Below are 26,991 nucleotides of genomic sequence, written 5' to 3'. Positions count from 1 at the left end.
CGCGGGACGCCGCGCAATCACCTCAAAGACCGATAAGCTACGCGCAATGCCTCGGCTCCTGCACGCGGCGCTCTTCTTCCTAGCGATGCCAGCCTTCGCGCCTTGGCTCGCCGTGTGGACGATCTTCGGGCGGCGGCCGCGCATTCTCGCCGACGCTCTCGTTTGGGCCGACCGCGGCCGCTTCGGGCCCATCGCACCGGCGCTTTGCGGCGTGGTGGAGATCTTGCTGGGCTATCGCTCGGGCCTGACGCTCGCGTGGCTGATTCCCCTCGTTGCGACGGTGGCCTACGGGATGCTCTTTTGGCACCAAGCCGTTCGCGGGCGCCTCGAGCACGGCGTCTTCCTCGGGTACCAAAACCTCGTCGTCTTCACAGTCGTGGCGGGCACCACCATGGCGGTCATCGGCGCCCTCTGGGCGCTGCCGGTTGCCGAGTTGATGCGCGCATCAACGCTGTACGAATCGCCGATGCGCGTCAGCGGCGCGGCCATCGTCGAGGGACTCGTGGCGCGGAGTCGTCACATCTCCATCGATCGAAGCGCGCTGCGGTCCGCGGAGGCGCTCTACTTCACGGCCGACGGCTTCCAGGAAACGCCGCCCACGGCGGGGGCGCCCATTGAGCGCTGGACGCCCATCGACCAGACACACCGCCGCGTCTGGGTTGTTGAGGCGGTCATTGAAGACGGCCGCAGCGAAGCTGGCGAGGTGCTCAGCGGCTTCTGGGGCGATGCGCCAAAGGATCGCACCTTGCCGGCGGCGGCCGTCGAGAGCGCCGAGCGACTGCCGAACACGCCCGAGTGCATGGCGCCCCTGTGTGTGGTCCGCGTCTCGACGCCGCGCGAAGAGCTCGTACGCACGGGCGCCGCCGCCCGCATCGAGGACGGCTACGACCCACGTGGGTACCTCCTGCTCGCAGCGGCGCTGCTCGTCCTTATCGCGGCCACGTGGCTGGCCGTGTTCTACGACGACGTGCTGGAGCAGGTTCCAAACGTCGTGCTCGCGAGGCCGCGCTCGTTCACCCCCAGAGCGCCGCCCACGGCTTACGCAGCGCCGCCATCGTTCGGGCATGACGTCAAGGAAGCGCCGGCCCTGCCGAAGCTCGACGGCGCGTCGTTGGCGCCCCCCACGGTGTCACCGCCGCTCGCTCCCTCTCTACAAGCCACCTACGGCGCCGCGCCGCTGCGCTGGACCGACCTCGGCGGTTGGACCTATGCAGGCGTCGACTACAGGGCCTATTGGGATGACGCCGAAGTCCGGCTGATCGTCACGTCGGAGGCGGCCGGCGAACCGAGCCGTGCCATCGACTGTCACCCCGATGCCCTGACGATGGATGCCATCATCCAGACAGGCCTCCCCACCGCGATCCAGGAGGAAGCGCGCCGACGCACGGAGCCGGACCGTCGCTGAGCCGCGCCTGGCGGAAGGCGCCCGCCTCGATGGCTGTGCGTCGCTCGAGCCTGCGGCCCGACGCCGAGACGTTTGACATCGCGGCAACATTCGCCATGCTGCAGCTCCCTTGAACGCTCGACGCCCGGCCCTCGTCTTCCGTGGCCTAATTCCCTTCGTGGCGTGCGTTACCTTCGCCGCCACCGCGACGCTGGCTGCCTGCGGCGACGACGCGCCGCGAACGCGCGGGACCGGCGACCCGCCCGACGCCTCCATCTTCAATCCCGGCACAGGCCCCGCGCCGGCGGGCGGCTACTACGGCCCCGACACCGCGCCCGTTTGCCCCGAGGACATGAGGCGCTGCGCCGTCACGTTCACGTACCCCTTCGGCGGGGAGAAGTCCGTTGAGCTGCGCGGCGACTACCGCGGCGAAGAGTCGTGGACGCAGGGCGACGCCATGACGCTCGTCGGCAGCAAGTGGACCGTCAACGTCAACGTCGCGCCCGGCCAGCCTGTACAGTACAAGTTCTGCGTCGACGGCTGCAAGACGAGCGGGGGCTGGAAGCTCGACCCCGATCCGACGGTGCAAGTCGTCACGGATCCGCAAAACAACACGAACAACGTGCGCGGCGCGGTCACGTGCCCGTCCTCGTGGGTTTGCGACGAGCCGCCGCTGCCTCCCCCCGGCGTCTTCGATTGGCGAGACGCCGTCGTGTATTTCGTCTTCGTCGATCGCTTCTTCGACGGCAACGCGACGAACAACAGCACGGTGCCCGGCGTCACGGGAACACCGGGCCAATACCAAGGCGGCGACTACGCCGGCGTCACGCAAAAGATTCAGAGCGGGTACTTCACCGATCTGGGCGTCAACGTCTTGTGGCTCACGGTGCCGCTCGACAACGCCGACATCGCCGGCAAGGGCGCCGGCGGCGACGCGAACCTCTACTCGGCGTACCACGGCTATTGGCCCAAGGAGCTGGATCCCAAGACGCCGGAGAGCCGCTTTGGCACGCGCGCCGAGCTCCTCGCGCTGGTGCAGGCGGCGCACCAGAAGGGCATCAAGGTGCTCTTCGACTACGCCATGGTCCACGTGCACGCCTCGAGCAGCGTGTACCAGGCACACCCCGATTGGTTTCACCCCGGCGGCGGCAGCTGCGTCTGCGGCGTGACCTGCGACTGGAACGCCGATGGTAAGCGCTGCTGGTTCACCGACTACCTTCCCCACTGGAACTTCACGGTCCAGGCCGCGCGCGACTTCTCCGTCAGCAACGCCATCGCCTGGGCCAAGGAGTACGACATCGACGGCTTCCGACTCGACGCCATCAAACACGTCGAGGACAACTGGCTGACGGACCTTCGGAGCCGACTCACAAGCGAGGTCGTGCCTCTGAAGAACCCGCCGCAGCGCTTCTACCTCGTGGGCGAGACCTTCGCGTACGACAAGAGCGCGCTCAAGGCGTACGTGGACCCGGCCTCGAAGCTCGACGGTCAGTTCGACTTCCCGCTTCGGCTCGAGATCGTCAAGGCGGTCTTGATGCGCAAGGGCGGGATGGACGGCCTCGCCGCCTTTGCCCGCGACAACGACGCGTTCTACGGCGCCCGTGCTGTCATGAGCCCCTTCGTGGGCAACCACGATCTCGGTCGAGTCATCCACATGGCCGAGGACACGCCGCGCTTTGATGAATACTCGAACGGCGACAAAGCGCTCGCGTGGAGCGAGACGGAGCCTCCGCAGCCGACGGGCGTTGAGCCGTACGAGCGCCTCGCCAACGGCTTCGCCGTCATCTTCACGCAGAAGGGCGCGCCGCTCGTCTACTACGGCGACGAGATCGGCCTCGCTGGCGCTGGTGATCCCGGCAATCGCAAGAAGATGCCGTGGACCGGGCTATCGACGAATCAAACCTGGCTGAAGACGCGCCTTCAAAAGCTCGCGAAGATTCGCGCCGACCACGCGGCGCTGCGTCGCGGCCTCCGGCAAACGCTCGCCGCCACAGCCAACCTGTGGGTCTTCTCCATGACCACCACGGGTGATCGCGTCTTCGTCGCCATCAACCGCGGCGACGGCCCCGAGACGACAACCGCTCTTCCGGCGGACACCTACGAGGAGCTCGTGGAGGGCGGGGCCGTGACAAGCTCGCCGATCACCGTGCCGGCGCGGCAGACGCGCGTCTTCGTGAAGAAGTAGGCAGCGCGACGGTCGCGCAGTGATGTGCCCCAGAACGTCCTAGAGCGACGCTTTCGCGGCAGGCGGCGGCGGAGGGCTCGAGGCCCCGCGCGCCTCACGCGTGCGACGCCAGAGCGTGGTCCGCTCGCCGCGCCCTTGCCCTTCAACGACGGTAAAAAGCAGGGTCCCCTCCCCGTCGACTTCGAACTCGGCCACGCGCTCCGCGACGAGTCGATAGCCGTCACCGGGCCGACGCTCGTAGAGCACCTCCGTTCCATCCCCTCCTTTGCGCGGCCCCGAAACGAAGACCGTTCCGTCGTCGGCGAGCCGGATCGCGAATGCGTCGGCGAGCGTCGTGGGCAGCGCGAGGCGCTCCCACTTACCCTCGTGGAAGACGACGAGAAAGTCATCGCGATCGACGGTTGCCAGCATGGCCATGCGGCCCGACGGCGCCCAGGTGACTGCGTTCACGTGGGACGGCCCGAAGGACGTGCAGGAACGAGCGGCGCGAAGATCTTCGACGAGCTCCTCGCGGCCGTCGGCAAACGACGTCAGCAAGGCGCCGCTGCTGGCCGCGAGCGACACCACGCGGTCGGGCCCCGGCAGCACCTCCCGCGGGTAGTCGCTCACCTTGTAGACCAGGCCGGCCCCTCGAGCCGTGACGACGGTGAGCTCGTGGCCCCCAAGGCCCGTCGACTCCACGAGGACGGCTCCTGGCGCCATGGCGAAGGCGCGCGCCGGCGCGCCGCTGTCGGGCAACACGACGGGCGCCCAACGACTGCCGGCTCTCCGGTGCAGCGTGATTGCCGCCATGCGGCCACCCTGCTGCTGAGTCTCCGCGAGGACGAACTCCGGCGTGCAGCCGTAAGCCACCGCGGCTTTGGGAGGCAGCGTCACCGTGCCGATCTCGCGAAGCGCGCCGTCGGTGACGCCGTACCAGGTTGCACCGCGACGAAAGTTCACGATGCCGTTCGAACAGCGTTGCGTGACGAGCCTTCCGCGGACCGGGGCGAAGGGCGTGCTGACGACCCTCTCCGACGAGGTCTCGACGACGCGTGCGTTGGTGCAGTCGTCCCGTATCGCAGGCTCCTTCGCTGATGAGGGAATCAACGCCGCCGCACCCGCGGCGCCAGCGTCCGAGGCGGCGACGAGCTTATCGACGCGCGCGCGGTCCGGTGAGATGGGCGGCGACGCCTCGCCTCGCGAACAACCGAGCAGCGTCAAGCATACGAGAGCCATCGAACGATGTTTCACGGAGACCTCCTCACAACGCGCCCTCATGCAGCACAAGCTCGAACGCGATCTTAGGGGGCGCACGGCGTGGGGCCTCTTGGCGCGAGCCTGCGCCGTGCCCCTCCGGCAACTCGACCCGCTGGTAGAGCACGCGGTAGCCGATCTCGCGTCCCATCGCGCGGGGCACAGTCAGACGAACCACTCGCTCGCCGCCCGCAGGGATGCGTGTATCTTCCAACTCGACCTCGGGGATCCGGTCGAGCGCGAAGCGGCGTCCGACGGAGGCACGAGCCGCGCTTTCCGTGGGGGCGCCCTGCGCGCGGGCGACGACCTCGATGCGCCGAAAGAGATCGCCCGTCGGAAACGAGTGCCCGACGCCGCTCGCCTTCAGCGTGAGCTCCACGACGTCAACGGCGACGCGGCGCGCGGTAACCTTGAGGGCACCCCGCAGGTCCTCGGGGCGGGTGCCGAAGGCAAACTCGTGGGAGCGGCCGCGTCGTCCTGCTGCGGGTGCGCCGGCGGCGCCGACGGGCATGTGGCAGCTTGAGCAGGCTCGGTCGGCCGACGGCGACGCGCGGTGCTCCGTCATCGTCTTTTGCATTCGCTCGGGGGAGCGCGGGAACTTGAACTCGTGGCATGACGCGCAGGCGTTGGTCCCAAAGTCTGCGTCGACAGCCATGGCGTGAGGCGCGCCCTTCACCTCGCGTGTCCCCAAGACCTTGCCGTCGCGAACATGGCACGCAACACACGTGACGCCGTTGTCGGCGGCCCAGCCCTCGGCGGCCCGCTGGGAAGGCGCCGCCGGCGCGTGGCAGCCGCGACAAAAGGGCAGCGGCTCGAGGGAAAGCGCCCGCTGAAACGTGGGATCGTTGTACGCGTTGCGATGGTTCGATTGGCGCCACTCGCGCGCCACGTCGTCGCGGCATCCCTCGCAGGACTCGTTTAGCCGTTGGTGCTGGGCCGCCGACAACGCGGTGGTCGCTGCCTGCGTCGCCTCACCGGCCAGCGACAGGTTCCCGAAGGCCAAGGTCGCCCCCAACAGAACGGCGATGACGCGCAGACGCATGCCCCGTGGCCTGCAGCCTTTGTGCCGACCCCAATGGCTCCCGAAAACGCGTTGCATCGTTTCGTCGTCGCTTCCGTCGTGTCGGGAGTTCGGCGTTTGCGGCCCGCCCAGGCGCAAACGCTCACCTGTGACAGGCGGCAACGGGGCCGCACCGTGTGTCACAGGACACCCGCCGCGTTCGATCCTTGGGTGCGGCCGCGGGCCTCGCGTACCTTCGCGTCATGCCTCGGCCCGCGCTCCTCGCAACGCTCTCCGCATTGCTCTTCGTCATCTGCCTCGCGACATTGTGGCACCCGCCGGCGGGGCGTCTCAGCTGGGCCCTCGAGGTCGGGCCGGGCCTCCTCGAGGTGTTCGCTTTGGCTGCGCTCTACAAGCGATTCCCCATGAGTACGCTCGTCTACGTCACGCTCTTCCTGCACATCCTCGTCTTGATCTACGGCGGCTACTACACGTACGCGCTCACGCCGCTAGGCAATTGGGCCCGCGACACCTTTCATCTGGCTCGCAACCACTACGACCGCATCGGCCATCTCGCCCTCGGCTACTTCCCCACGCTGGCGATCCGCGAGGTGCTCCTCCGCACCAGTCCCCTAAAGCGCGGCAAGTGGCTCGCGGCCATCGCGCTCTCCATCGCCTTCGCCATCGGCGCCTTTTGGGAGCTCATCGAGTGGTGGACCACGCTGGTCGTCGCCGGTGACGTTGGCACGGCGTTTCTCGGCTCGCAGGGCGATCCGTGGGACGCGCAGTGGGACATGTTCTTGGTCGGCGTCGGCTCGGCGCTCTCGCTGGTGACGCTCTCGAAGGTCCACGACCGCTCGATGGCGAAGCTCGCGGCGGCGGGGTAGAGCGGCCGCGTGTTCGTCGCCGCCACGGCGCCAGATTGAGCGCCGCTGCCTCGCGCATGGCGCTCCCGCGACGGGGTCGCCTGCCGAATTCAGAGCCGTGCCACACCTGGGGAAAGCGCGCTCGCGCCGCTTAGGCCTTCTTCGCGCGCGCCTTGGACGCTCGCTTTCGACGCCGTCACCTTCTTCGCGGTCGGCTTGCTTCGCTTCGGGATCACGCGCTTCGCGCCGCGCGCGAAGGGATCGTTTGCGGTGTCGTACCAATAGGAGAACGGTCGCGGATCGCGCCGTGGCCACAAGTTGGTGAACGCCTCGCCCTTCGTTGATCGATAGGCAATGCGCAAACGCTTCTCCACGGCACGCGTGCCGAGATATTTACGAAACGCGCGGTGCGCGGCTTCCGGCGCGTCCGTGTAGACAAAGAAATTCACGGTGCCCGAGCCGACGTCGTAGCCGTCGAGATCGCACGTCCTCGGTAGCGACGCTGCGAGCCTAGCCGCGAAGGCCTCGAGGTCGTCCTGCTTCGCGAAGCAGTCCTGAGGGAACTGGATGACCAGCTGAAACGCGTGCGCCACGGCGAACTCCTTCGTCTGCCCACCCCACCCCCCCCCCCCCCCCCAAACAACCCCCCCCCCCCCAAAAACCCCCCCCCCCCCCCCCCCCCCCCCCCCCCCCCCCCCCCAACCCCCCCCCCCCAAACCCCCCCCCAAAAAACCCCCCCCCCCCCCGGGCAGCAACGAGATCAACGAAAAAAGGCCCCCCCCCCCCCCCCCCCCCCCCCCCCCCCCCCCCCCCCCCCCCCCGTAGCGCAGCCTCGACGCCGGCGCAACGCGGCGCCACGTTGTTGGCGAGCGCCGAGGGGTGGACCGCGCTCGGCGAATCGTTCGTCCGCGCGTCGGAGGCCGCCGAGCCCGACGAGTGGAAGGAGAGAGGCGAGGTCCACCGAGCCTACGCCGAAGCGGTGCGAATCGCGGCGAAGCCGCTGTCAGCGGGCAAGGCCCAGGAGTCGCTCAAGCGCTGCGCGGAGGCGTCATCGGCGACCGAGCAGCAGCGCGCGCGCTGCCACGAAATCGACCGGCGTTTAAGAGAGCTCTTCGGGGAGTAGGCTCGAGCCAGCACGCGAACTGTACGCTTGGCGAAGCCCATCCCGCCCCAGTGCCCGTTGTGATAGCTAGGACGATCATTCGGAGGGGTGGGGCATGAAGACACGCGGTGCGTGGATGGGGCTTGGGATCGTCGTTGTGGGAGTGGGCGCGACCGCGTCCGCCTGCACGGAGAGTTCGTCGTCGCCGACGCCGGGGACCACGGGAACGGACGCCGACATCCAGGGAGACGGCGGAGGCGCGGGTACGGATGCTGCCACCACACTCGACGCAAGGGCACCGGAGGGCGGCACCCGCGCCGACGGCATCGTCCGCGAGATCGTCTATCGGCAGCTCACGCACGCCACCACCGCGGCCGACTTTCCTACGAACGTGCCGGTCATTAGCGGGAACGGCAAGCGGATCGCGTTCGCGGTCGCGCCCGGAACACAGAGCGCCGCGACCCCGAACCGCATCTTCGTCATCGACGCCGACGGAACGAACCTGAAGCAGGTGGATTCGTACAAGACCAACTGTTTCTGCGGCTCCGACGTCGCCATCAGCGACGACGGAAACACGATCGTGTCCACCGACTCCACGCAGGTTCGCGTCGTCGACACGGCGGGCACACTGAAAGGGTCGTTCACGCTCGACAACAACGTCGTGACCAATCTCGCGCTGAACGCCACCGGCAGCGACGTGTTCTTCATCAATGCGCGCGACAGCAATCAGACGCTGCCATCGGCCACGCCGCGGGCACGCGGCACGTACACGATGAAGAGCAACGGCACGGGGATAACCGCGATCCTCACGCCGCAAACCGTCGCGCCGCTCGTGGGCAAGACGGCGGCGGAGGTGTTTCCTTTCGCGGGATGCGGCACGTCGCTCGCCGTCTCGAGCGACGGCACGAAGGTCTTTAGCGTCGTCAACGTGCTCGGCGCCCAGGCGATCATCGCCTCGAGCGGCACGGGCACCGGCGCCGCGCTCGTCCTCGGCCCCGTCACGACGGGCGACAAGCTCGTCTACGCGGTCGCCACCAACCAGAACGGCAGCAAGGCCGCCTACTGGACCGCGAGCGCCGCGCCCGCAGGCGGCGAAATCGGCGTGATGGGCGCCGACGGCACGAACAAGACGAAGCTCTTCGACATCGGCGCCGGCGGCGGATGCAGGATGCCCTTCACGATGTCAGGCGACGGGGCGAAGGTGACGCTCTCCGTCATGTCGACGGTGTTCCCCACCGATGGCTCCGAGCCGTGGCCGCTCCTCATTGGCACCGGATTCTTCTCGAGCGATCCGGCCTTCGTCGGCTCACCCGACGGCCCCCTCAGCATGGCCGCCGACGGAAAGACGTTCGTCTACGTGAACAGCGACGCCGTCGGAAAGCAGATTGCCATCGCCGAGCTCGACCCCGCGAGCGTCGGCGCCGCGCCAAAGGTCACGGAGCCGAAGGTTAGCCCGGCGGAGATCCCGCATGACCTCTCCGTCGCCGCGACGATGGAGGCGAGGGTGAGCGGGACGCCCATCCGCGTCGGTGGGCAGGTGTTCTACAAAGGCCTCCTGGACAGCAACGCGGTGCACGCGGACAAAGTGCTCCTGCCCGACGCCGGCGTTTACGTGGCGGGCGGCGTCAACGCGAGCACCAACGCGACGCCCGGGCCGCGCATCCTCCGGATCAAGGCGGAGGCGAAGGACGGGAGCGGCCTCCGCTCGGCGCACGCCGTCGACTTCGGGCCATTCACGATCAAGTAGGGAGCCCGTCTGCCCCTCCGCCAGGCTCTCGGGGACACGCTGCCTGCGGCGAGCCGGGCTTCGGAGCTCCGCGGCCGGCTCAGTCGCGTTCGAGTGTTGCCACGCCGGCGAAGCGACCGCCCGTCAGTGTGAGCGTGGCTCGCGCGCCCGTTCTCTTGACGATGGTGACGATCTTGCCCGCGGCACCCGACGACAACGTCCACTCTTCGGTACCGTCGCCGAGGGGCTTCACGCTCGCGATGGCGAACGCGACGCTGCCCGATAGCGCGGAGAGGTGCACGTGGCCGCGACCGACGTTCACTCGGCTTCCGATGACCAGGGGCTCCGCACCGGTCCACGACGTGACGGTCCAGGCGCCTTGGCACACGTCGACCGCGGCGAGCGTCGCGCCGTCGAGATCGGGCCCGATGGTCTCGTATTCCGGCAGACGAGGCAGCATGGGAGTCATCGCGAGAAGCAAGGCGAGCGCCGCGGCGCCGAGCCACCGGCTCGCCATGGCGCGCCGGAAGCGCGACACGCGCTGACGAAGCGCCGCCTCCGACGCCGCCTCCGATCGAGCCAAGTCGGCGTAGGACTCACCGTCGGCTTCGCGGAGCGCCAGGTTCATGGCTTGCCTCACGCACGCGTTCACCTCGGCGTCGGCGAGGACACGGCGCAACAGGTCGCGCGCCTCGAGCGGCGGGCTCGGGGTGATGTGCGCTTCGTCGCAGAGCGATTCGTCGCGATGGCCTCGAAAATGATCGGCAACCTTGTGTCTCGCGATCCCAACGAGCCACGGCGAAAGCTCGTCTTTGGACGAAGGGATGCGCTTCGCGGCCAGGGCTTCGCACACGACCGCCTGCACGATGTCCTCGACCTCTTCGCGAGGGACGCGGCGAGCGACGATCCTTCGAAGGAGGCTCCGAACGCTGCTGTCGCCCACGTGATCGCGCAGAAGAGTCGAAGCGTTCATCGAGTGCCCATCCCGTCAATCGTCCATCGCGCCGCCCCGCGGATTGTGACACGCGAGACTGCAGCCGACCCTCACTATTGCGGTGCCGCCGCTGCCCAGCTCGCGTCGCCCGCGAGGAGCCACGGAAGTTCGCGAGGGATCTTCTCGTAGCTCTCTCCCCGTAAAAGGGCCGTAAGGGCCCGGAAATACAGCCCTTGCAGCAACCTTTGGGCGGACCGCTGCGGCCGCCGCCTCGTACCGGCGCAAGCCGCCTGGATGTTGGGTGATGAACAGTGCGCGTTCCGTCCCGGCGCGCTCGAGGGCCGTGCGCAGTGACGCCGCGTCCTCGGGGAGCCCCTCGAAGAAGACCGCGCGTCGGATCTGGATGCCGGGAACGGCGAGCGTTTGGGCGCCGAGGATCCCGGCCTGCGAGTGGGATAGCCAGACGATGCTCTCGGGGTCGATGCGGCCCGGGTATTTCGCCTCGGCCAAGAGGACGATGCGGTCGATGGCGGCGCGCATTTTCTTGGGATCGCCCCAGTAGAACGTACGGTCGCCAAGGCGTTCGCCCTGCGGACAGAGCACGAAAGGCCAGGTCCCGAAGAGCCAGCGGCCAGCGAGGCACATTCCTCGCGGGTCACCAGCGGCACCGTGCAGGGCGATCACGATAGGGCGCTTGGTGCGCGAGCCGATAGGCACGGCCGCGCATCCGAGCACACCGCTTTCGTCGCTCAGTGGCTGAATCGGCTCGCCCGTGAGCGGGGCCTGCTCCGCCGGGTGCGATACCTGTGCAGACTCTCTCGGCGCGGGCCGTTGCTCCGCAGGGGGAGCTGCGGCGTTCGAGCAGCTGACGAACAAGGACAGGATAAGCGCACGTCGCCATGACATGGACTGGCTATCGCGCTCGTGGCCGCGTCGTGACACGCCGCCCGACGAATTCGCCGCCGAGTTTCACCGGGGCTTGCGACCGCCGGCGAGCCATTCGCCCCTGATCGCGACGCGCGTCCCTGATCGAAACACACGCCCCCGATCGATGCACGTGTCACTCAACCGACACGCGAATCGACGTGCCGACCGCAGGCGTCGTGATACGGCGTCGCTCGGAAGGAGTCGGCGCGCAATGGGACTGTGGAGAGCGTTCATGAACATGCTTGGGTTCGGCAGCGTGGGAGCCAGCGGCGGAGACGTCTACGCAAAGCTGCTGCAGCTCTGCCCCGGCGAGTCGATCGCGTTCGGCACGGCAGGCAAGTTCCTGTCTGCCGTTGGGAAGGAAGCCGCCATTGGTGGCCAGTACATGCTCGCGATCACGAGCAGCGGAAGGCTCGTGATCGGTGACATGCAGACGATGAACCCAGCGCTCGCCCGGGCGTTCTCTCCTGGCATGGTACGCATCGAGGATCGCGGGTACCTCGACGAACAAAGAGGCGTCCTCGGGGCGTCAGCGGCATACACGCAGGCGGGGCCGACGGGGGCCATGGAGCGCGTCAGGGTGCTCGCGTTCACACCTCAAGAGGGCGCGCCTTTCATGCTCTTCGCCGTGGCGTCTGTCGTGCCGCAAGTGCTCGCGTGGGGATCACCACGGTAAGCTTCGGCCCACTTTTGAGCCTGCGCCCCGCAGCGGCGGTCCTGCCAGGGGACGCCGCGCAGTGCCTCGCCGGCAGCGCATGTTGGTGGTATCGCCCCGCTGGCGATGAGCGACGCTGGCCCCGCGCCCTCCCCCATCTCGTTCCCGCCGGAGCTGCCGATCTCGGCGCGCGCGGTCGACATCGCCGAGGCCATCCAGGCCCACCCCGTCGTCATCGTCGCCGGCGCCACGGGGTCCGGCAAGACGACCCAGCTGCCGAAGATCGCGCTCGCCATGGGGCGCGGGCTTACGCAGATCGTCGGCGTGACTCAGCCCCGAAGACTCGCCGCCACGAGCGTCGCCGCCCGCGTCGCGAGCGAGCTGGGCACGCCGCTCGGCGAGGACGTCGGCTACCAAATTCGTTTCGACGATCACACATCCGAGCGGACGTACGTCAAGTTCATGACCGACGGGATCTTGCTCGCAGAGATCCACAACGATCCGCTGCTGCGTCGCTATGACACGCTCATCCTCGACGAAGCCCACGAGCGGAGCCTCACCATCGACTTTCTGCTCGGCTGGGTGAAGCGCATCTTGCCAGAGAGGCCAGACCTGAAGGTCGTCGTCAGCTCGGCCACCCTCGAGACAGAGCGCTTCTCCTCGTTCTTCGACGGCGCGCCCGTGCTCACCGTCGAAGGGCGAACCTACCCGGTGGACGTCTTGTACGAGCCGCCGCGGGAAGAAGACGACCTGGCGGAGGCCGTGGCCGCGGCGGTGCGGAGCGTGACGTCGCTGGATCCGCACGGCGACATCTTGGTCTTCCTACCGGGCGAACGGGAGATCCGCGAGGCCGAACGAGAGCTCTCGCGCCAAGCTCTGCGGCACACCGTGGTGCAGCCGCTCTACGCGCGACTGTCGGCGGCGGAGCAGAAGCGCGTCTTCCAAACCATCTCGGAGCGACGCGTGATCCTCGCGACCAACGTCGCCGAGACCTCCGTCACCATCCCCGGCATCGTCTACGTCATCGACACCGGCGCGGCACGTCTCTCACGTTATGATCCTCGCTCGGGCACCACGAGCCTGCACGTCGAGGCCATCTCACAGGCGAGCGCCGACCAGCGCAAGGGGCGCTGTGGCCGCGTCCGCGACGGCATCTGTGTGCGCCTCTACAGCGAGCAGAGCTTCGCCGCGAGACCTGCGTTTACCGACCCGGAGATCAAGCGCACGGGGCTCTCCGGCGTCATCTTGCGCATGAAGGCGCTGGGTCTCGGCGACGTCGAGGATTTTCCCTTTCTCGACCCGCCGTCGGGCCGCGCCATCACCGAGGGCTACCGCGTCCTCGAAGAGCTCGGTGCGCTCGGCGAGCGCCGCGAGCTGACGGCCCTCGGCGAACAGCTCGCGCGCTTCCCCGTCGATCCGCGCATCGCGCGAATGATCTTGGCGGGCGCCGAGAACGACTGCCTTGGCGACGTTCTGGTGGTGGCCGCGGCTCTCAGCGTTCAAGACCCGCGTGAACGGCCCCGTGAGCAGCAACAGCGGGCCGACGACCTGCACCGACGCTTTCGGGACGAGCGGTCGGACTTTGTTGGCCTCCTCCGCTTGTGGGCCTTCGTGAGAGACGCGGAGCAACGAGGCACGTCTAACCTGCGCCGCGTCTGCAAGGAGAACTTCCTCTCCTTCGTGCGCGTGCGCGAGTGGGCCGATGTTCACCGTCAACTCGAGGACGTGGTGCGTGAGCTCCGACTCGAGACGCGGCAACGCGAGGGCGCGCCTCCGCCGAAGCGCCCCGCAGGAGGCCGAAGCGCCGAAGCCGCCGGCAAGCCGCCAGCGGCCGAAGCCCACGACGCGCTGCACCGCGCGCTGCTCACCGGCCTCTTGTCGAAGATCGGCAAGTGGCATCCGGAACAACGGGTCTACCTCGGCGCCAAACAAACTCGTTTCGCGATTCACCCGTCCTCGGCGCTCGCCAAGAAGCCGCCGGCTTGGCTCATGGCCACCGAGCTCGTGGAGACGACGCAGCTCTTCGCGCGCACGGCCGCGCGAATCGACCCCGAGTGGCTCGTTCAGGCGGCCCCTCACCTCCTCAAACGGAGCTACGGCGACCCAAGCTGGTCGGAGCGTACCGGGCGGGCCACCATCAAGGAGCACAGCACGCTCTTCGGCGTCACGATCGCGAGAGACAAGAGCATCGACTACGCGTCCGTCGCGCCGCTCGAAGCACGCCGCATGTTCATCGACCACGCGCTCGTCCGCGGCGAATACAAGACCCGAGGGGAGTTTCAGACGCGCAACGCGGCGCTCCTCTCGGAGGTGGCGCGCCTCAGGGCGAAGGCTCGAAGGAGCGACATGCTCGCCGACGACACCGCGCTCTTCGACTTTTTCGATCGACGGCTCCCGGCGGACGTCGTGGACGGCAAGACCTTCGAGGCGTGGCGCGGCGGCGCAGAGGAGGCAGACCCGAACGTGCTTTGCCTTGCCCTCGAAGATGCGCTCGTCGGAGAACCCGACCTCTCGCCATCGCAGTACCCGGACACGCTCTCGGTCCACGCGGTCGAGATCCCCGTCTCTTACAAATTTGAGCCGCACGACGACGACGACGGAGCCACGCTGTCGCTCCCACTGGTGCTCCTGCCGCAGCTCCAGCCGGGTGAGCTCGACTGGACCATCCCCGGCTGGCACCGGGACAAGTTGGCGGCGCTCCTAAACGAGCTTCCCCGCGGCCTGCGACGAGAGCTCGGCGACACGGCGGCGTTGGCGGAGACATTGGCGACATCGCTGACGCCGTTCTCCGGGCCCCTCTTGCTCGCACTTGCCGCAGCGGTCACCCAGGAGACGGGCGTCGAGGTCTCCGCCGCGGACTTCCGCCACGATGCGATTCCCCGTCATCTTCGCCTGAGCTTCCGGGTGCACGATGACCAGGGAAAGGTGGTGGCCCAGAGTCGTGACCTAGACGATCTCCTTGCGCGTTTCGGAGGGCGAGCGCGTGAGGTTTTGAAGAAGGTACCGACGCCGACGGGCTTCGAGCGGCGGGGACTGACGAGCCTGGACTTCGCCGACCTTCCGCCCTTTGTCACGCGCCGCGTGGGCCAGGTGGAGGTGCGCAGCTTTCCCGCGCTCGTGGACCGCATCACCTCCGTCGATCTTGTGTTGCTCGAGTCGCGAGGCGCGGCGGACGCCGCATCCCGCGATGGATTGCGACGGTTGCTTCTCCTCGCGACAAGGCGCGAGCTTTCGGCGATCGAACCAAGACTGCCGCGGGCGCTGCCGGCCGTCTCGCAGGCACCACGACTCCCCTCGCGGAGCGACGACGAGCTCTTTCGAGCGGTGCTCCTCGCGCGCATCGCCGATGAAGCCTTCGAGCTCGGTGGGCAGACGACGCTACCGCGCACCAAGGAGGCCTTCGACACCATGGCCGCGCGAGGTGCAGCGCGACTCCCTGGCGTCTTTCGTGATCTCGAGTCGCGCCTCAAGCCGTGCGCCGCCGAGCTCGACAAAGCTCTCGTGACGCTTCGCAGCGCGGCGAAACACCCAAGCGGCCGCGACGCCGTGGCCGACATGTTCGCGCAGCTCGAGCGCCTCTTCCCGGCGGACCTTTTGGCATGGGTGCCGCTCGCGCAGCTGGAGCACTTTCCGCGCTACCTCCGCGCCGTGCAGGCGCGCGTGGTTCGTGCGGCGACGGACCCTCGCAAGGATCGCGAGAAGCTCGCGACGTTCAAGCCCCTGTGGGACGAGTTTCTGAAGAGGGTTCCGACGGTGAAGGACGTGGAAACTGCGCGTATGCTCCGCTTCGCGTTCGAAGAGCTTCGCGTAGCCATCTTCGCGCCGGAGCTCAAGACGGCGACGCCAGTCTCGCCGGCTCGCCTTCGCGAGGCGCTCGCGACGCTTCGGTAGGGGCCACGTCGATCCACGAGCGGCGCTCGGAGATCTCGGGGCGTCTGTCTGCCATCGTCCCACATGCCCGGCCCGGCCGGACCGACGGATCGGCCGGTGATTTCCCTGGCAGGCTCGGGACTGCGGGCCGCCGACGCGAGGCCTCGAACGCAGCGAAGCCATGTCATCGGCTTCGCAATGCGGGTCCCCATGGTTCGCGTTTCGCTTCGATCTCCTCGGATGGCTAGGGCGTTCAGAGCGGCCGAGCTCGAATATGTTTGTGGAGGCGACGATGAATACGTCGCCGAGCCGACCTACGACACGCCCGCCGAGCCCACGTACGACACGCCCGCCGAGCCCACGTACGACACGCCTGCCGAGCCCACGTATCACACGCCCGCCGAGCCCACGTATCAAGCGCCTACCGAGCAGCAACCGGCGGCGAGCTACGGCGTGCAACAGTACGATGACGGCTCCAGCCTGCAGACCTTCGACGACGGCAGCACGCTTGCCCGTGACACGGAGGGGAACTACTCGTCGAGCCCAGCTCCGGACTACGGAGGCTATCAACCGCAGCAAGGCGATCCGCGTGCGATGGGTGAGAACGTCGGGGCCGTGCTCGAGAACGACAACACCCTGCCGGCGCAGAGCTCGCAGGACCCAACCCCCGCGGCGGCAGCGGACCCACGAGCGGAAGGCGAAAATACTGGTTCGGTTCTCGGTCGCTTCGAGGACCCGAGGGCGCTCGCGGCGGCGGTTGCGGCGGGCGTAGCGCCAGCGAATCTTTCGCCAAGCGAGGACGCGACGTTCCGGCAGGCCTACCGCCAGGCGCTTCGGGACGCCGACCTCCCGACGAGTCGTCCGTTCGACACGCACCTTCCGAACATCGATCTGCAAGGGAACCGAGTCCCCGGCGCGCAATACCAATTCGAGGCACCGGTTTCGGGCCGCGGCAGTGCCATCGTTCCCGGAAGCACCGAACCGGTTGTCATTCGAAACGACGCCGGGGGACACCTCTATCCCGACGATCCCGTTCAGAATCGTGGGCCGCACCTCAACACGCCCGACGGCGGCCACTACGACTACGACCGCGGGCGCGCGCCCTCTCCCGGCACCTACACGCCGGACAATCCAGTGCGTGTGACGGACCCTCTTCCGGAGCCCCGCGGCAACTTCGCCACGTTCGCCGAACGTGAGGCGGCGCTCCATGCGCCACCGGGTGCCGCGGCGGCGGAGCGCTCGGCCGCCGTCATTGCCGCCGAGAATGCGGGCGCCGTGACAGCCGCGGAACGCGCCGCCGCGACTCGCGCGCTCGAGTCGGCGGCTCCGACATTGTTGCGGCGCGGCGCCACGGCGATTCTAGGCTCCGCGGTCGGCGGAGCTGCTCTCGACCTTCTCACGAGCTCGACCCCGGCGGCGGCGGCCACGCTCGATGACTCGCGTCGCATTGAATACGACGCCATTCGTCTGGAACGCGCGGGCTTGCCACCGGATGAGGCGTTCCGCACCGCGAATGCGACCTACAACAACGGAGGCATCCCCTCGTTCGAGGAACGCGGCTTGATGCGTGGTTGGGCGGACGAGGCTGCCGGTCGTGGGATGGATCGGGCTGCCGCAGACTTGTCCGCGTACGGTCGCCTCCAAACGCACCGCGCAGACCTCGCTGCCGCCGAGCGGCAGCGCCTCATCGACGCAACGGCGAACGCGTCGACTTGGACCTTCGCGCCGTGATTCCAAAACCTGGTTGCACCGCACACGCCGGCCTTCGGGCATGACAACCGGTGGACCGCGGCTGGCCGACCGAGCTCCATGGCTCGAGCGGAGCGGGCGCCTCCCGCTGCGATCTTCCCCGAACGTTCGCCGCCACCGCGTCGGACTTCGCGACCACGACGCGAATGTCGCGCGCCACGAGCCGCCGCCATCGAAGCTTCGCGGACCTACGCGCGTCGAGCGCGTGGAACGCGCCTTGCTCGGCGCGCGACATGTTCGCCCGCCCCTTCGCCGTGTTCACGTCGGCCGCGATGCTCCTCGTGGCCGCATGCGTTACCGACTCCACCCCGCCGCCGTCGAGCAGCACCACCACGCAGACCGCTGCGTGCACCGCGGCGAACGGCACCTGCGTGTCCGAAGACCGGAGCGGATGCACCGGCAAGGCCTACCCGTATTGCCTTCCGCCGACGGGGGCGACGTATTGCTCGTGGGCGTTTCGCGGGCGCGTATTGCCTGACGTGGCGTGTGTTGGCAAAGCGTCGTGTTGTTTCGTTGACGACGCCGGGACGAGCGACGCGGGCGCGGTCGATGGCGCCCTACTGACCGACGCCAGCACCGATTGAGGTCGCTTCGCACGAGCCGGGCACTTGGAGTCGTGCCGATTGTCAAAGGCGGCATGGCCTTGACTACGTTTCCCGCGATCATCCTCACATTTTTTCGCGTGATCACACCGGCCCCCGGCGGCCTGACGCTTGCTGATGCGCACCCCCGGGAGGTGCGCCGTCATGATCCGTCGCGCAAGTCGTGTTCTGGGGTTCGGGTTGTTGGCCGCGTGTTCTGGTGAAGGGACTCTCTCGGACGAAGGTGGGGACAAGCTGGGATCGCTCGAGGCGCCGAGCGAGCTCAAGCAGCCGCTCTCCGCGCCTGCGACGGACGCGTACGACTTCTTGATCCAAGACGTCTGTGTGATGAACGGCGTCGCCACCGCCACCGATCCGTACGGGTGCACGGGGAGTCGGCGGAACCTCAACGTCAACGAGCTGCTCCGCTATCGACGCATCACCGATCACGTGCCTGGGGCTCCTGGTGGACGGCTCGAGATCTCGGACTCGTATCCTGTTGTGGGGCCGCACGGTGGCGTCCGCGTGGTGCACACGTTCAACGTCGCGACCATGAGCTGGCCGGGCAACCGGCGCTCGTTCTTGGACTTCGACACGCCTCCGCTCGCCCAGCTGTACTCCGATCCCGCTGGCGCTCCGATGCCGCACAGTGACGGCTACGAAGTGTCGGAGGCCGACGGCGCGTGGGTGTCGCTCGTGGGAACCAGGGACGCTCAGGGTGTGGCGCCCTTCTTCAACGCCGCGTGCGGTCACGACGACTCGTGGATCTCATTCCCGACCGTCGTGCCTGCGGAGGGTACAGGAGGATACGTCGAGGCTCGGGCGGCGCACCTTCGCGTGCCCTTCGAGCCGAAGACGCAGATGTCGTACGGGTGCCCCGCCGTCGGTGAGCGCGGCGCGGGGACGTTCTTTCTGCGCGGACGATGGACGTTCAACAGCAACAAGGTCCTCGAGACGATCATCACCAGCCACTACGATCGACCGTCCCCCGACGAGTCGACGGCGATGGAGCGCATCTTCTACACGCGCGAATACGGCCGCACGCGATGGGAAGCCTGGCAGAAGCCGACGGAGGGGGAGGTCGCTCCCACCCCCGACACCTCCTGCACGGGGCCTGCCTACGATCTGGGGTTCGTGCGGACGACGTGTCGAGAGTTCACCCGCGTCGTCGCCGACCCCGTCGGAGGCTTCGAACCGCGCTCGTGGCCGGTGCATCAGTTCATGGCGCGCGGCAACCTGCTCTTGAATCACGGCTTCGCCATGGGCGACGTGAGCGGCTGGGGTGCGTTCGCGCCCGCCGAGCTCGGGGTAGACACGGAACGGTTCGCTGCCACCGATCTTCGAGATGGCAATCGCTACGCTCGCCTTCGACGAGGAGGTCCGGGCGCTTCGATCTACCAAGACGTCCCGCGGCCCGCGCACGTGGGTGACGGGCAAGGAATGACGTTCGGCGTGAGGGCATGGACGGACGCGCCGGCGGTCCAGCAAATCAGGGTCGGCGTCTTCCAGCTCACCGCGGGCGCCCCGATCTTCAGCTCGGCGGTGCTGAAGGTCGACAAGACGCGGCGGCGGATCGCCGGTGGCTTCGTCATCGCGCCCGGCGTCACGGGGTTCCGCTTCCAGATCTACGTCGACTCGTCGGAGAGAGTGCTTCTCGACGACGCATGGCTCACGCCGTTGTGACAGCCGCCGACGCACCATCACGGGGCGGGCGCGGGAGTGGTGGCGAGGAGGACGTTGACGCCGAATCCGGCCACGATCATCACGGGGGTCACTCCCGGGCTGCCGCTCGCCGTCGCCGAGCTCTCGCCGGATGGGATGGTGCTCGTGGTGTTTCGGCTCTTCGTCGATGACGCGACTCTGGGCGCGCTCGCGGTGTTCGAGCGCCCCCTGCACTCTCCTCCCAACAAGACCGCGCCGACCTGAGGCCGGCCGAGACGGTGCCGAAATGTTCCACGCGCGCGATCGAAGAGCCGCGATCGGCGCGTGGGACGCTGGTCAGAGCGCGCAAGACTAGCCCCGTCTTCGTCACCGCAGGTCAACGGGGCCGTCGAGCGGTGGCTTTTGCATGAGCCCGAGTCTCGACCGGCGCGCCTTTGGCACCAGGTCGTCAAGAACGGGGACCTGCGTGTTGACGCCCACGGCGGCGACGAAACGCGCGAGCGGCTCCAAGGCCCGCCGAATGGCCTCTTCCGTGTGCACCGGTATCACGTGGACGTGACGCCCCGGCGGCGGAAGGAGCACCTCGTCGGAGACGCCCACTGCAAAGTCGGGGCCATCGAAGAGCTCGCCCGCGAACGCCACCGTTCCGCGGTACCGCGCGGCATCGGCTCGTTCGTCGTCGGTGAGCTCGCCGCGCGGTACGTTCGCGCGAAGCGTCGCGAGCTCCGCCGCGAGGGCCTTCCCGAAGGCCACGGCCCGGGCCTCGTCGCCGAGCACGAGCACAAGCCGCGGGCTCAAACAGCCGCGCTGGTCAAAGGGCACCACGTCGCGCGCGACGTCGGCCGCGGCGACCTCGAGCTCGTCCATCACCACGAAGGCGACGCCGAGACCGGTCCCGTGTCCGCGCACGGGGACGGCCGTGCGCGCTCGCAACGTCGCGATGGTCTCATCGGAGCCGTACACGTGCACCTCGCCGCGCGTCAGCGTCGACACATCAAGGTCGTCGACCACGGAGACGCCAAGGTCGCCGAGCTCGCGCAGTTCGTGAACGAGCGCCTTCGCGAAGATCGGCTCATGCGACGACGGCCGCACGACGACCTCGGTGGCCGCAGCGCGAGCCATCGCCACGGCGCGCAACGCCCCCACGAAGACCGTCGACGACAGAATGACGGCGATGCGCTCCGCGTCGCCGGCCGCAGCGACGAGTTTCGCGATCTCTTCATCGGTGGCGTCGACCTCGAGGTGCTCGGTGAGCGCCAGGTGTACGCCCGCAAGGGAGAGGCGCGTCGACTTTGCGAGAGCGCTCTTCAAGAGCTCCTCGTGGCCACGGACGCGCCGACCAGCCTCCAGGACTCGCCTCACGTCCGCGGCGCGTTCGTCCGCGGAGCGCCCCCCGTTCACGAGATGCACGCTAACACCCGCTGGGGACGACCTCGACGCAGGCCGCGCCGCCTGACGCGACCCGCACCTCGAGGAATGAGAAGGGGCGCTTCTTTTCGTCGCAACTCCAGTTGGCGCGCCAGATCTCAACGCCGGGCACGTGGGCTGCGAAGCCGGGTCGCCACTCGCAGCGGCCTTCTTTGCCGGAGCCGCTGTCCGGTTGATCCTTCGAGATCTCGAGGCGGCTGATGAGCGAGCGGAGCGGCTCGCCGTCGATGTGCGTCGTGCACGAGAACGCGCGCGTCACGTTGCCGCTCAAACGAACGTTGTCGCAATCGGCGAGCTTCACGTCAGCGCGGTTGTCCCTCAGAAAGGACTCGATGTCCTTCGAGCTGCCGTACATAAGCCGCTTGTCGGCCTCGGGCTTGGAGCAACCAAGGGCCAACACGGCCACGACGAGCGAGCTCGCGAGGGTGACCAAGTGGGACCGTGCTCTCGCTCGTGCCATCGCTACCGTCACAGGATGGTGGAGGAGCGGCCCTTGGCGCAAGGAACTCGTCACCGCCAGCCCCAACCCGCGGGAATCGCATGGCGCTCCCTCGGAGGCTCCTTGGCGAGCTGCTCCTCGAAGGGCGTCGTGCTGCCCGGACATAGGGTTCGCTCGAGCCGCCACTCGCCGCAGCCGGTGCAACCCTCGGCGCAGCGTTGGAACATGACGACGCGCTCGTTGCGACTCGTGCAGCGCCAAATGAGCACACGCCACGCGAGGGCCCCGTCCGTTTCAAACGACTCGTCGGGGGGCGTCTTGGGAGCGCCCTCCACGCCCGAGGGCGCTCGGCCACCGCAAGCGGCAACGCCAACCACCCCGGCCAGCAGAACGCCTACGAACCGCTGCGGGAGGACAGCCATCGCGGGGATTCTAGAGCGGATGGCGGGCCGCGTCCGGAGGCGAATGTCGGTTCACACCCCTCTTCTCCTCCGACCCTCCGAAAGGTCGACACCGTCTCGGTGGCCGAAGGTGAGCGGTTCGGCGGGCTCTGACAAAGGGGCGGCATCAGACCGAAAGCGGCGCTATAGCCTCCCCTCGATGAAGGCCCTTCACGGCTACGCGCTCGCGGCGACGATCGCCTTGGCGTCCACTCTCGCGACGCCCGCCGGCGCCGAGGTTCAGCCGTTTCGTTCGCAGCAACTCGTGCCGTTCACCAACGGCATCACCTCCGCCGCCTACGACGCGAAGCTCGGCAAGCTCACGCACTTCTACGAGCACCCCTACCGCTACCCGAAGGCCGGCACGGAGAGTCGCAACTTCGCGTACGACGCGTTTCCCGGAGTCCGAGTCGGGGGCGCGGGCAAATGGCTCGACGGCTCCGTGGCGCCGACGCTCGTCGAGTACGTGCCGGGCACCGGCATCGTGCACGTTCGACGCGCTCACGGCGGACTCGAGCTCGACGAGTACCACTACGCGCCGCAGGGTCTCGCCGAGCGAGTCGCGTTCATGTTGCTCAAGGCGACGCGAACGGCCGGCAGCGGCCCCGTCGATGCGTATGCACTTTACAACTTCCGCCTCGGGAGCGGAGTTCCCACGCCGGGCCCCGCTGGCGAAGAAGCTGTCTACAACGCGTCGCGCGACGCGTTCTACGAGTACGGCCCCGCGGGACTGACGTTCGCCCACGGCAGCGTGTCGGCGTCCTCGAAGCACGCGGCGACGCCCCAAAACCCGTACTCGGCGCTCCTTGCGGGGCAAGACCTCGCGAACAACGCAGGCACGGCGGGGCCGACGAGCGACGTAGCGTGCGGCTTCCAGAGCGCCCTCGGCGATCTGTCCGTGGGCGCGTCCGCTTGGGCCGGGTGGTTCACCGTCACCGCCCTCGACAGCGACGTTCAGCCAGCCGTCGACCGCGTCCGCACCTTCATGGCCGGAAGGACGCCGAGCGCTCTGTTCGCCGACGAGGTCTCGGCGTGGACCTCGTGGCAAACGGCAGCGCCGGCCGGCGCGTCGACGCTCGAGAAGAGCGTCCTCGCCTCGTCGCAGGCGGTCCTGCGCATGGGTCAAGTGAACGAGCCTGGCAAGCCCAACGGTCAACTCGTCGCGAGCATCGCGCCAGGTCAGTGGAACATCGCGTGGGTGCGCGACATGGCCTACGCCACCGTCGCCCTGGCGAGGCTCGGCCACGGCGACGAAGCCAAGCGCGCCGTGCGCTTTCAGCTGGGCGCCACGGCGAGCCAATACGAATCGTACGTTGGCAAGCCCTACGCCATCTCGGTGGTGCGGTACTTCGGCAACGGCCTCGAAGAGACCGACGAGAACGCCGACGGCCCGAACATCGAGTTCGACGGCTTCGGGCTCTTCTTGTGGGAGCTCGAAGAGACGATCCGCGCCACCAACGACGCGGCGCTCCTCACCGAGACGTTGCCGCGCGCGCGAACCGAGGTCGGCGACGTGCTCGTGGCGCTCCAAGATCCGGTGACGGGCCTCATCGCGAAAGACTCGTCGATCTGGGAAGTGCACTGGAACGGCAAGGAAGAGCACTTCGCCTACACGACCATCACGGCGGCCAAGGGTCTTTGTGCGTTGGCCAAGCTCTGCGACCGCGCCGGTGACGCGCAGGCGGCAGCGACCTATCGCGCTGCGGGACGCAAGGCGCAAAGCGCCCTCATGAACTACCTGCGGGCACCGAGCGGCGCCCTCGCGCAGAGCGTCGAGGCGTTGGCTCGGGGCTCGGCCTTCGTCGACGCGGCGGCCATCGAGGCCGTGACGCTCGGACTCGTGCACCCCAAGAGTCGCACGGCAACCGCCACGGCCCAGGCCATCGGCGCGGCCCTCGTGCCGCCGAGCGGGCGGGGCTTCTTCCGCAATCAGAAGGGCGGCTGGTACGACTCGCAGGAGTGGATCTTCGTGGACCTTCGAATGGCGCAAGCGCTCGCGCAGATGGCCGACCCGGCAGCGCCTTCGCTGTTGTCGTGGAACGTGGCGCAAGCGAGCGAGAACTTCGGGCTCTTCGCCGAGCTGCACGATCGCGCGACGGCCGACTACCGCGGCGAGGTGCCGATGGTCGGTTTCGGTGCGGGCGCCTACGCTCTGGCGCTCCTCGATCGAGGCGCGCCCGTCGAGCCCGCGTGCGGCGAGTTCGCCGACGGGCCCGTGCCCAGCGCCGTCGATGCGGGCTCGCCATCGCAAGACGGCGGCCCGCCAGGCAGCGTAGGCGGCGACCCCGATGCTTCTCTGACGAACCCCGAGCCAAGCACGAGCGAGCCCGATAGCGACGGGTGCGCCGTCAACGGTCGGGGCGGCAGCGTTGGCGGAGCGCCGCATCGTTCGATGGCAGCCGGGGCGCTCGCGCTGTCGCTCTTCGCCGCGCTCAAGTTGCGCCGCCGCAGGAAGACTTCATGAAGCACACGACCAAGCGTCCTCTTGGGATGCGCTCGTTCGGAAGGAATCTTGGTGTCGCGCTGCTTGCGCTCGCGTGCGTCCTCGCCGCTTGCGGCGATACGGGAGGTGGCGCTTACGAGCCGCCGGCGCTCTCGGGTCCGCGAGACGCGCAGGCCGACACGACGGCGACCACTGACGCAGCCACGCCGGATGTGACGCCAGGCGATGGGCCCTGCACGACGACCTTCCGCTTCACGCCGCCTCCCGGCAAGACCTACTTCCACGTCGACGTGACTGGCGATTGGAACGGTTTCGCGAACCCCGGCGTTGCGCTGGCCGGCCCCGACGGGACGGGCGCCTACGAAGCCAAGGTCGCGCTGTCGCCAGGTCTCCACGCCTACAAGCTCATCACCGACGGCACCCTGGCGCTCGACCCGGCCGCGCGTCGACGAAAGTACGTCGGTGGCGTCGACAACTCGGCCGTCGTCGTTCGCGACTGCAAGCTCCCTTCCCTGGCGGTGCTCGCCAGCAAGGCTGAGCGCCCGTCCCTCGGCGCCGGCACCTACGCCGCGCAGATCGCGTTTCGTCCCGGCCTCGGCGGCCCTCTACTTGACGAAGGCTCGCTCAAGGTCTCGCTCGAGCACGACGGCGCGCCAGCTTCTGGTCTCACGGCGAAGAGCGACGGCAAAGGCACCGTGTCGCTCGGAGCGGCGGCGCTGAAGGACGGCAAATACACGGCTTTCGTCGAGGCCAAGGACGCGAGCGGCGCCGCCGCCGACCGCTTGCGCTTGGTCTTCTGGATCGAAGCGGAGGCCTTCGACCCGCGGGACGGCACCCTCTACATGGCGATGAACGATCGGCTGAAGAACGGCACGACCGCCAACGACGTGCCGGTGCCGGCGTCCGTCGACGCACGGGCGCGCTTTCAGGGCGGCGACCTCCAAGGCGCGAAGGCTGTCGTCGCGTCGGGTGCCCTGGACGAGCTCGGCGTCCGCACGCTCTGGTTCTCGCCGTTCCATGAGAACGCCGCCGGAGCCCACAAGGCCGACGACGGCGTCCACGACGTCACCGCCTATCACGGCTATTGGCCCACCATGGCGCGCGAGGTCGACGCGCGGCTCGGCGGCGCCGCCGCGCTCCGCGAGCTCGTTCGTGCGGCCCATGCGCGCGGCATCCGCGTGGTGATGGACTTCGTGGTCAACCACGTGCACCAAGATCACGAGCTCTTCAAGGCGCACCCCGACTGGTTCCGCACCGGTTGCACTTGCGGCAGCGGCGGCTGCGACTGGACCGGGCACCGCCTCGATTGCCTCTTCGCCCCCTATTTGCCTGACGTCGACTGGAACAAACCGAAAATCTCTGACCAATTCGTGTCCGACGCCATTTACTGGGTCGACGCCTTCGACCTCGACGGCCTCCGCATCGACGCGGTCAAGCATGTGGAAGATACAGCCATCGTCAACCTGACGAAAGGCCTCCACGACGAGTTCGAGGCGAGCGGCACCAAGCTCTTCCTCACCGGCGAGACGGCCATGGGCTGGAGCGACTGCTCGCCGCCCGGGTGCCCCGGCAACGACAACGACTACGGCACCATCGCCCGGTACGTCGGCCCCACGGGGCTCGACGGTCAGTTCGACTTCGTCCTCTACCACGCCGCCGCCTATCGAACGTTCGCGTGGGACGACCGAGGCCTCGGCCACGCCGACTATTGGCTCCGCGCGAGCCTGTCGTCGTATCCGCCCGGCGCGCTCATGACGCCGTTTATCGGCAGCCACGACACGCCTCGCTTCGTCACCTACGCGACCTATGCGGCGCCCGCGTCTCGAGGCATCCCCGAAGCGAAGTGGGACAGCGTCGTCGCGGCACCAACGACCGTCGACCCTTATGCGCGTCATAGACTCGCGCTCGCGTGGCTCTACACGATCCCCGGTGTGCCGCTCCTCTACTACGGCGACGAATACGGCCAGTGGGGCGGCGCCGACCCCAACAACCGCGTGTTCTTCCGCGATGAGGCTACGCTCTCGGTCGACGAGAAGGCGACGCTCGCCTTCACCAAGAAGCTCGGCCGCGCGAAGACGGCGCTCTTGCCCTTGCGCCGCGGGACGTACCGCAAGCTCGTCGCGGAGGACGACTGGCTCGTCTTTTCGCGCGAGGTGGGCGCCGAGGTTGCCTTCGTGGTCCTCTCGAAGAGCGGCAGGACGAAGACCGTGACGATACCTGTGTCGTTGTCGCTGCCCGATGGCACGGTCTTCCACGATTGGCTCGGCGGCGCCGACGTGACGGTATCCGCCGGCGCGCTTACGGTGGCGACCCCGGCTCGCGGCGCCGCCATCTACGCCACGCGGGCTCCCTGAAGCGCCGGCG

21 protein-coding genes are annotated in these 26,991 nt (G+C 68.4%); 13 read left to right on the top strand and 8 right to left on the bottom strand.

What is annotated here, in order from left to right; all coding sequences use genetic code 11:
* Positions 1 to 46: 46 nt before the first annotated feature.
* Both IPG50_24465 and IPG50_24460 read left to right on the top strand, forming a co-directional pair.
* Positions 47 to 1,405 carry a hypothetical protein gene (locus IPG50_24465; protein MBK6695337.1) on the top strand — a complete coding sequence of 453 codons (1,359 nt, stop codon included), beginning with the start codon at positions 47 to 49 and terminating at the stop codon, positions 1,403 to 1,405.
* Positions 1,406 to 1,514: 109 nt separating this feature from the next.
* Positions 1,515 to 3,569 (top strand): hypothetical protein, encoded by a 2,055-nt coding sequence (locus tag IPG50_24460; GenBank protein ID MBK6695336.1) that lies wholly within the window; start codon positions 1,515 to 1,517, stop codon positions 3,567 to 3,569.
* 39 nt (positions 3,570 to 3,608) lie between these two features.
* On the opposite strand, the gene IPG50_24455 is transcribed toward IPG50_24460, so the two are convergent.
* Positions 3,609 to 4,787 carry a hypothetical protein gene (locus IPG50_24455; protein MBK6695335.1) on the bottom strand — a complete coding sequence of 393 codons (1,179 nt, stop codon included), beginning with the start codon at positions 4,785 to 4,787 and terminating at the stop codon, positions 3,609 to 3,611.
* 25 nt (positions 4,788 to 4,812) lie between these two features.
* Positions 4,813 to 5,847 carry a hypothetical protein gene (locus tag IPG50_24450; GenBank protein MBK6695334.1) on the bottom strand — a complete coding sequence of 345 codons (1,035 nt, stop codon included), beginning with the start codon at positions 5,845 to 5,847 and terminating at the stop codon, positions 4,813 to 4,815.
* A 221-nt stretch (positions 5,848 to 6,068) separates the two neighbouring features.
* On the opposite strand from IPG50_24450, the gene IPG50_24445 reads away from it, so the two are divergent.
* Positions 6,069 to 6,692: a DUF2238 domain-containing protein gene (locus tag IPG50_24445; GenBank protein ID MBK6695333.1), complete on the top strand. Its 624-nt coding sequence runs from the start codon at positions 6,069 to 6,071 to the stop codon at positions 6,690 to 6,692.
* Between the two features lie 89 nt (positions 6,693 to 6,781).
* Here IPG50_24445 and IPG50_24440 read toward each other — a convergent pair whose 3' ends face one another.
* The gene (locus IPG50_24440) at positions 6,782 to 7,264 is read right to left on the bottom strand and encodes a hypothetical protein (protein MBK6695332.1); all 483 of its coding nucleotides are present in this window, start codon (positions 7,262 to 7,264) and stop codon (positions 6,782 to 6,784) included.
* Positions 7,265 to 7,530: 266 nt separating this feature from the next.
* Here IPG50_24440 and IPG50_24435 point away from each other — a divergent pair, with 266 nt between their 5' ends.
* Both IPG50_24435 and IPG50_24430 read left to right on the top strand, forming a co-directional pair.
* Complete coding sequence (locus IPG50_24435; GenBank protein MBK6695331.1) at positions 7,531 to 7,794, top strand: hypothetical protein; 264 nt, start codon at positions 7,531 to 7,533, stop codon at positions 7,792 to 7,794.
* A 94-nt stretch (positions 7,795 to 7,888) separates the two neighbouring features.
* Positions 7,889 to 9,520: a hypothetical protein gene (locus IPG50_24430; protein ID MBK6695330.1), complete on the top strand. Its 1,632-nt coding sequence runs from the start codon at positions 7,889 to 7,891 to the stop codon at positions 9,518 to 9,520.
* Between the two features lie 79 nt (positions 9,521 to 9,599).
* Here IPG50_24430 and IPG50_24425 read toward each other — a convergent pair whose 3' ends face one another.
* On the bottom strand, positions 9,600 to 10,472 hold the full coding sequence (locus tag IPG50_24425) for a hypothetical protein (GenBank protein ID MBK6695329.1): 873 nt from the start codon (positions 10,470 to 10,472) through the stop codon (positions 9,600 to 9,602).
* A 15-nt stretch (positions 10,473 to 10,487) separates the two neighbouring features.
* A complete protein-coding gene (locus IPG50_24420; GenBank protein MBK6695328.1) occupies positions 10,488 to 11,150 on the bottom strand; it encodes a hypothetical protein in 663 nt (220 codons plus the stop codon).
* Positions 11,151 to 11,592: 442 nt separating this feature from the next.
* Here IPG50_24420 and IPG50_24415 point away from each other — a divergent pair, with 442 nt between their 5' ends.
* From IPG50_24415 to IPG50_24390, 6 genes are all read left to right on the top strand, one after another.
* Positions 11,593 to 12,036, top strand: coding sequence for a hypothetical protein (locus IPG50_24415; GenBank protein ID MBK6695327.1), 444 nt, complete (start codon positions 11,593 to 11,595; stop codon positions 12,034 to 12,036).
* Positions 12,037 to 12,141: 105 nt separating this feature from the next.
* Positions 12,142 to 15,906: an ATP-dependent RNA helicase HrpA gene (gene hrpA, locus IPG50_24410; GenBank protein ID MBK6695326.1), complete on the top strand. Its 3,765-nt coding sequence runs from the start codon at positions 12,142 to 12,144 to the stop codon at positions 15,904 to 15,906.
* 219 nt (positions 15,907 to 16,125) lie between these two features.
* Positions 16,126 to 17,616: a hypothetical protein gene (locus IPG50_24405; protein ID MBK6695325.1), complete on the top strand. Its 1,491-nt coding sequence runs from the start codon at positions 16,126 to 16,128 to the stop codon at positions 17,614 to 17,616.
* A 251-nt stretch (positions 17,617 to 17,867) separates the two neighbouring features.
* On the top strand, positions 17,868 to 18,218 hold the full coding sequence (locus IPG50_24400; protein MBK6695324.1) for a hypothetical protein: 351 nt from the start codon (positions 17,868 to 17,870) through the stop codon (positions 18,216 to 18,218).
* Positions 18,219 to 18,380: 162 nt separating this feature from the next.
* Positions 18,381 to 19,898, top strand: coding sequence for a hypothetical protein (locus tag IPG50_24395; protein ID MBK6695323.1), 1,518 nt, complete (start codon positions 18,381 to 18,383; stop codon positions 19,896 to 19,898).
* A gap of 54 nt (positions 19,899 to 19,952) precedes the next feature.
* The gene (locus IPG50_24390; GenBank protein ID MBK6695322.1) at positions 19,953 to 20,141 is read left to right on the top strand and encodes a hypothetical protein; all 189 of its coding nucleotides are present in this window, start codon (positions 19,953 to 19,955) and stop codon (positions 20,139 to 20,141) included.
* A 102-nt stretch (positions 20,142 to 20,243) separates the two neighbouring features.
* Here IPG50_24390 and IPG50_24385 read toward each other — a convergent pair whose 3' ends face one another.
* From IPG50_24385 to IPG50_24375, 3 genes are all read right to left on the bottom strand, one after another.
* Positions 20,244 to 21,188, bottom strand: coding sequence for a proline dehydrogenase (locus IPG50_24385; protein ID MBK6695321.1), 945 nt, complete (start codon positions 21,186 to 21,188; stop codon positions 20,244 to 20,246).
* Between the two features lie 100 nt (positions 21,189 to 21,288).
* Complete coding sequence (locus IPG50_24380; protein ID MBK6695320.1) at positions 21,289 to 21,738, bottom strand: hypothetical protein; 450 nt, start codon at positions 21,736 to 21,738, stop codon at positions 21,289 to 21,291.
* A 77-nt stretch (positions 21,739 to 21,815) separates the two neighbouring features.
* Positions 21,816 to 22,166, bottom strand: coding sequence for a hypothetical protein (locus tag IPG50_24375; GenBank protein ID MBK6695319.1), 351 nt, complete (start codon positions 22,164 to 22,166; stop codon positions 21,816 to 21,818).
* Between the two features lie 178 nt (positions 22,167 to 22,344).
* Here IPG50_24375 and IPG50_24370 point away from each other — a divergent pair, with 178 nt between their 5' ends.
* Positions 22,345 to 24,648, top strand: a complete 2,304-nt coding sequence (locus IPG50_24370) for a hypothetical protein (GenBank protein MBK6695318.1) — start codon at positions 22,345 to 22,347, stop codon at positions 24,646 to 24,648.
* Positions 24,645 to 26,981, top strand: coding sequence for a glycosyl hydrolase (locus tag IPG50_24365; GenBank protein ID MBK6695317.1), 2,337 nt, complete (start codon positions 24,645 to 24,647; stop codon positions 26,979 to 26,981). Before IPG50_24370 ends, IPG50_24365 begins: the two co-directional genes overlap by 4 nt.
* The last annotated feature ends 10 nt before the right edge of the window (positions 26,982 to 26,991 follow it).

The sequence above is a fragment of the Myxococcales bacterium genome, from assembly GCA_016703425.1.
GTDB lineage: Bacteria > Myxococcota_A > Polyangia > Polyangiales > Polyangiaceae > JADJCA01.
The sequence above is the reverse complement of the archived record's forward strand: the minus strand, read 5'-3'. Positions and strand labels throughout refer to the sequence as shown.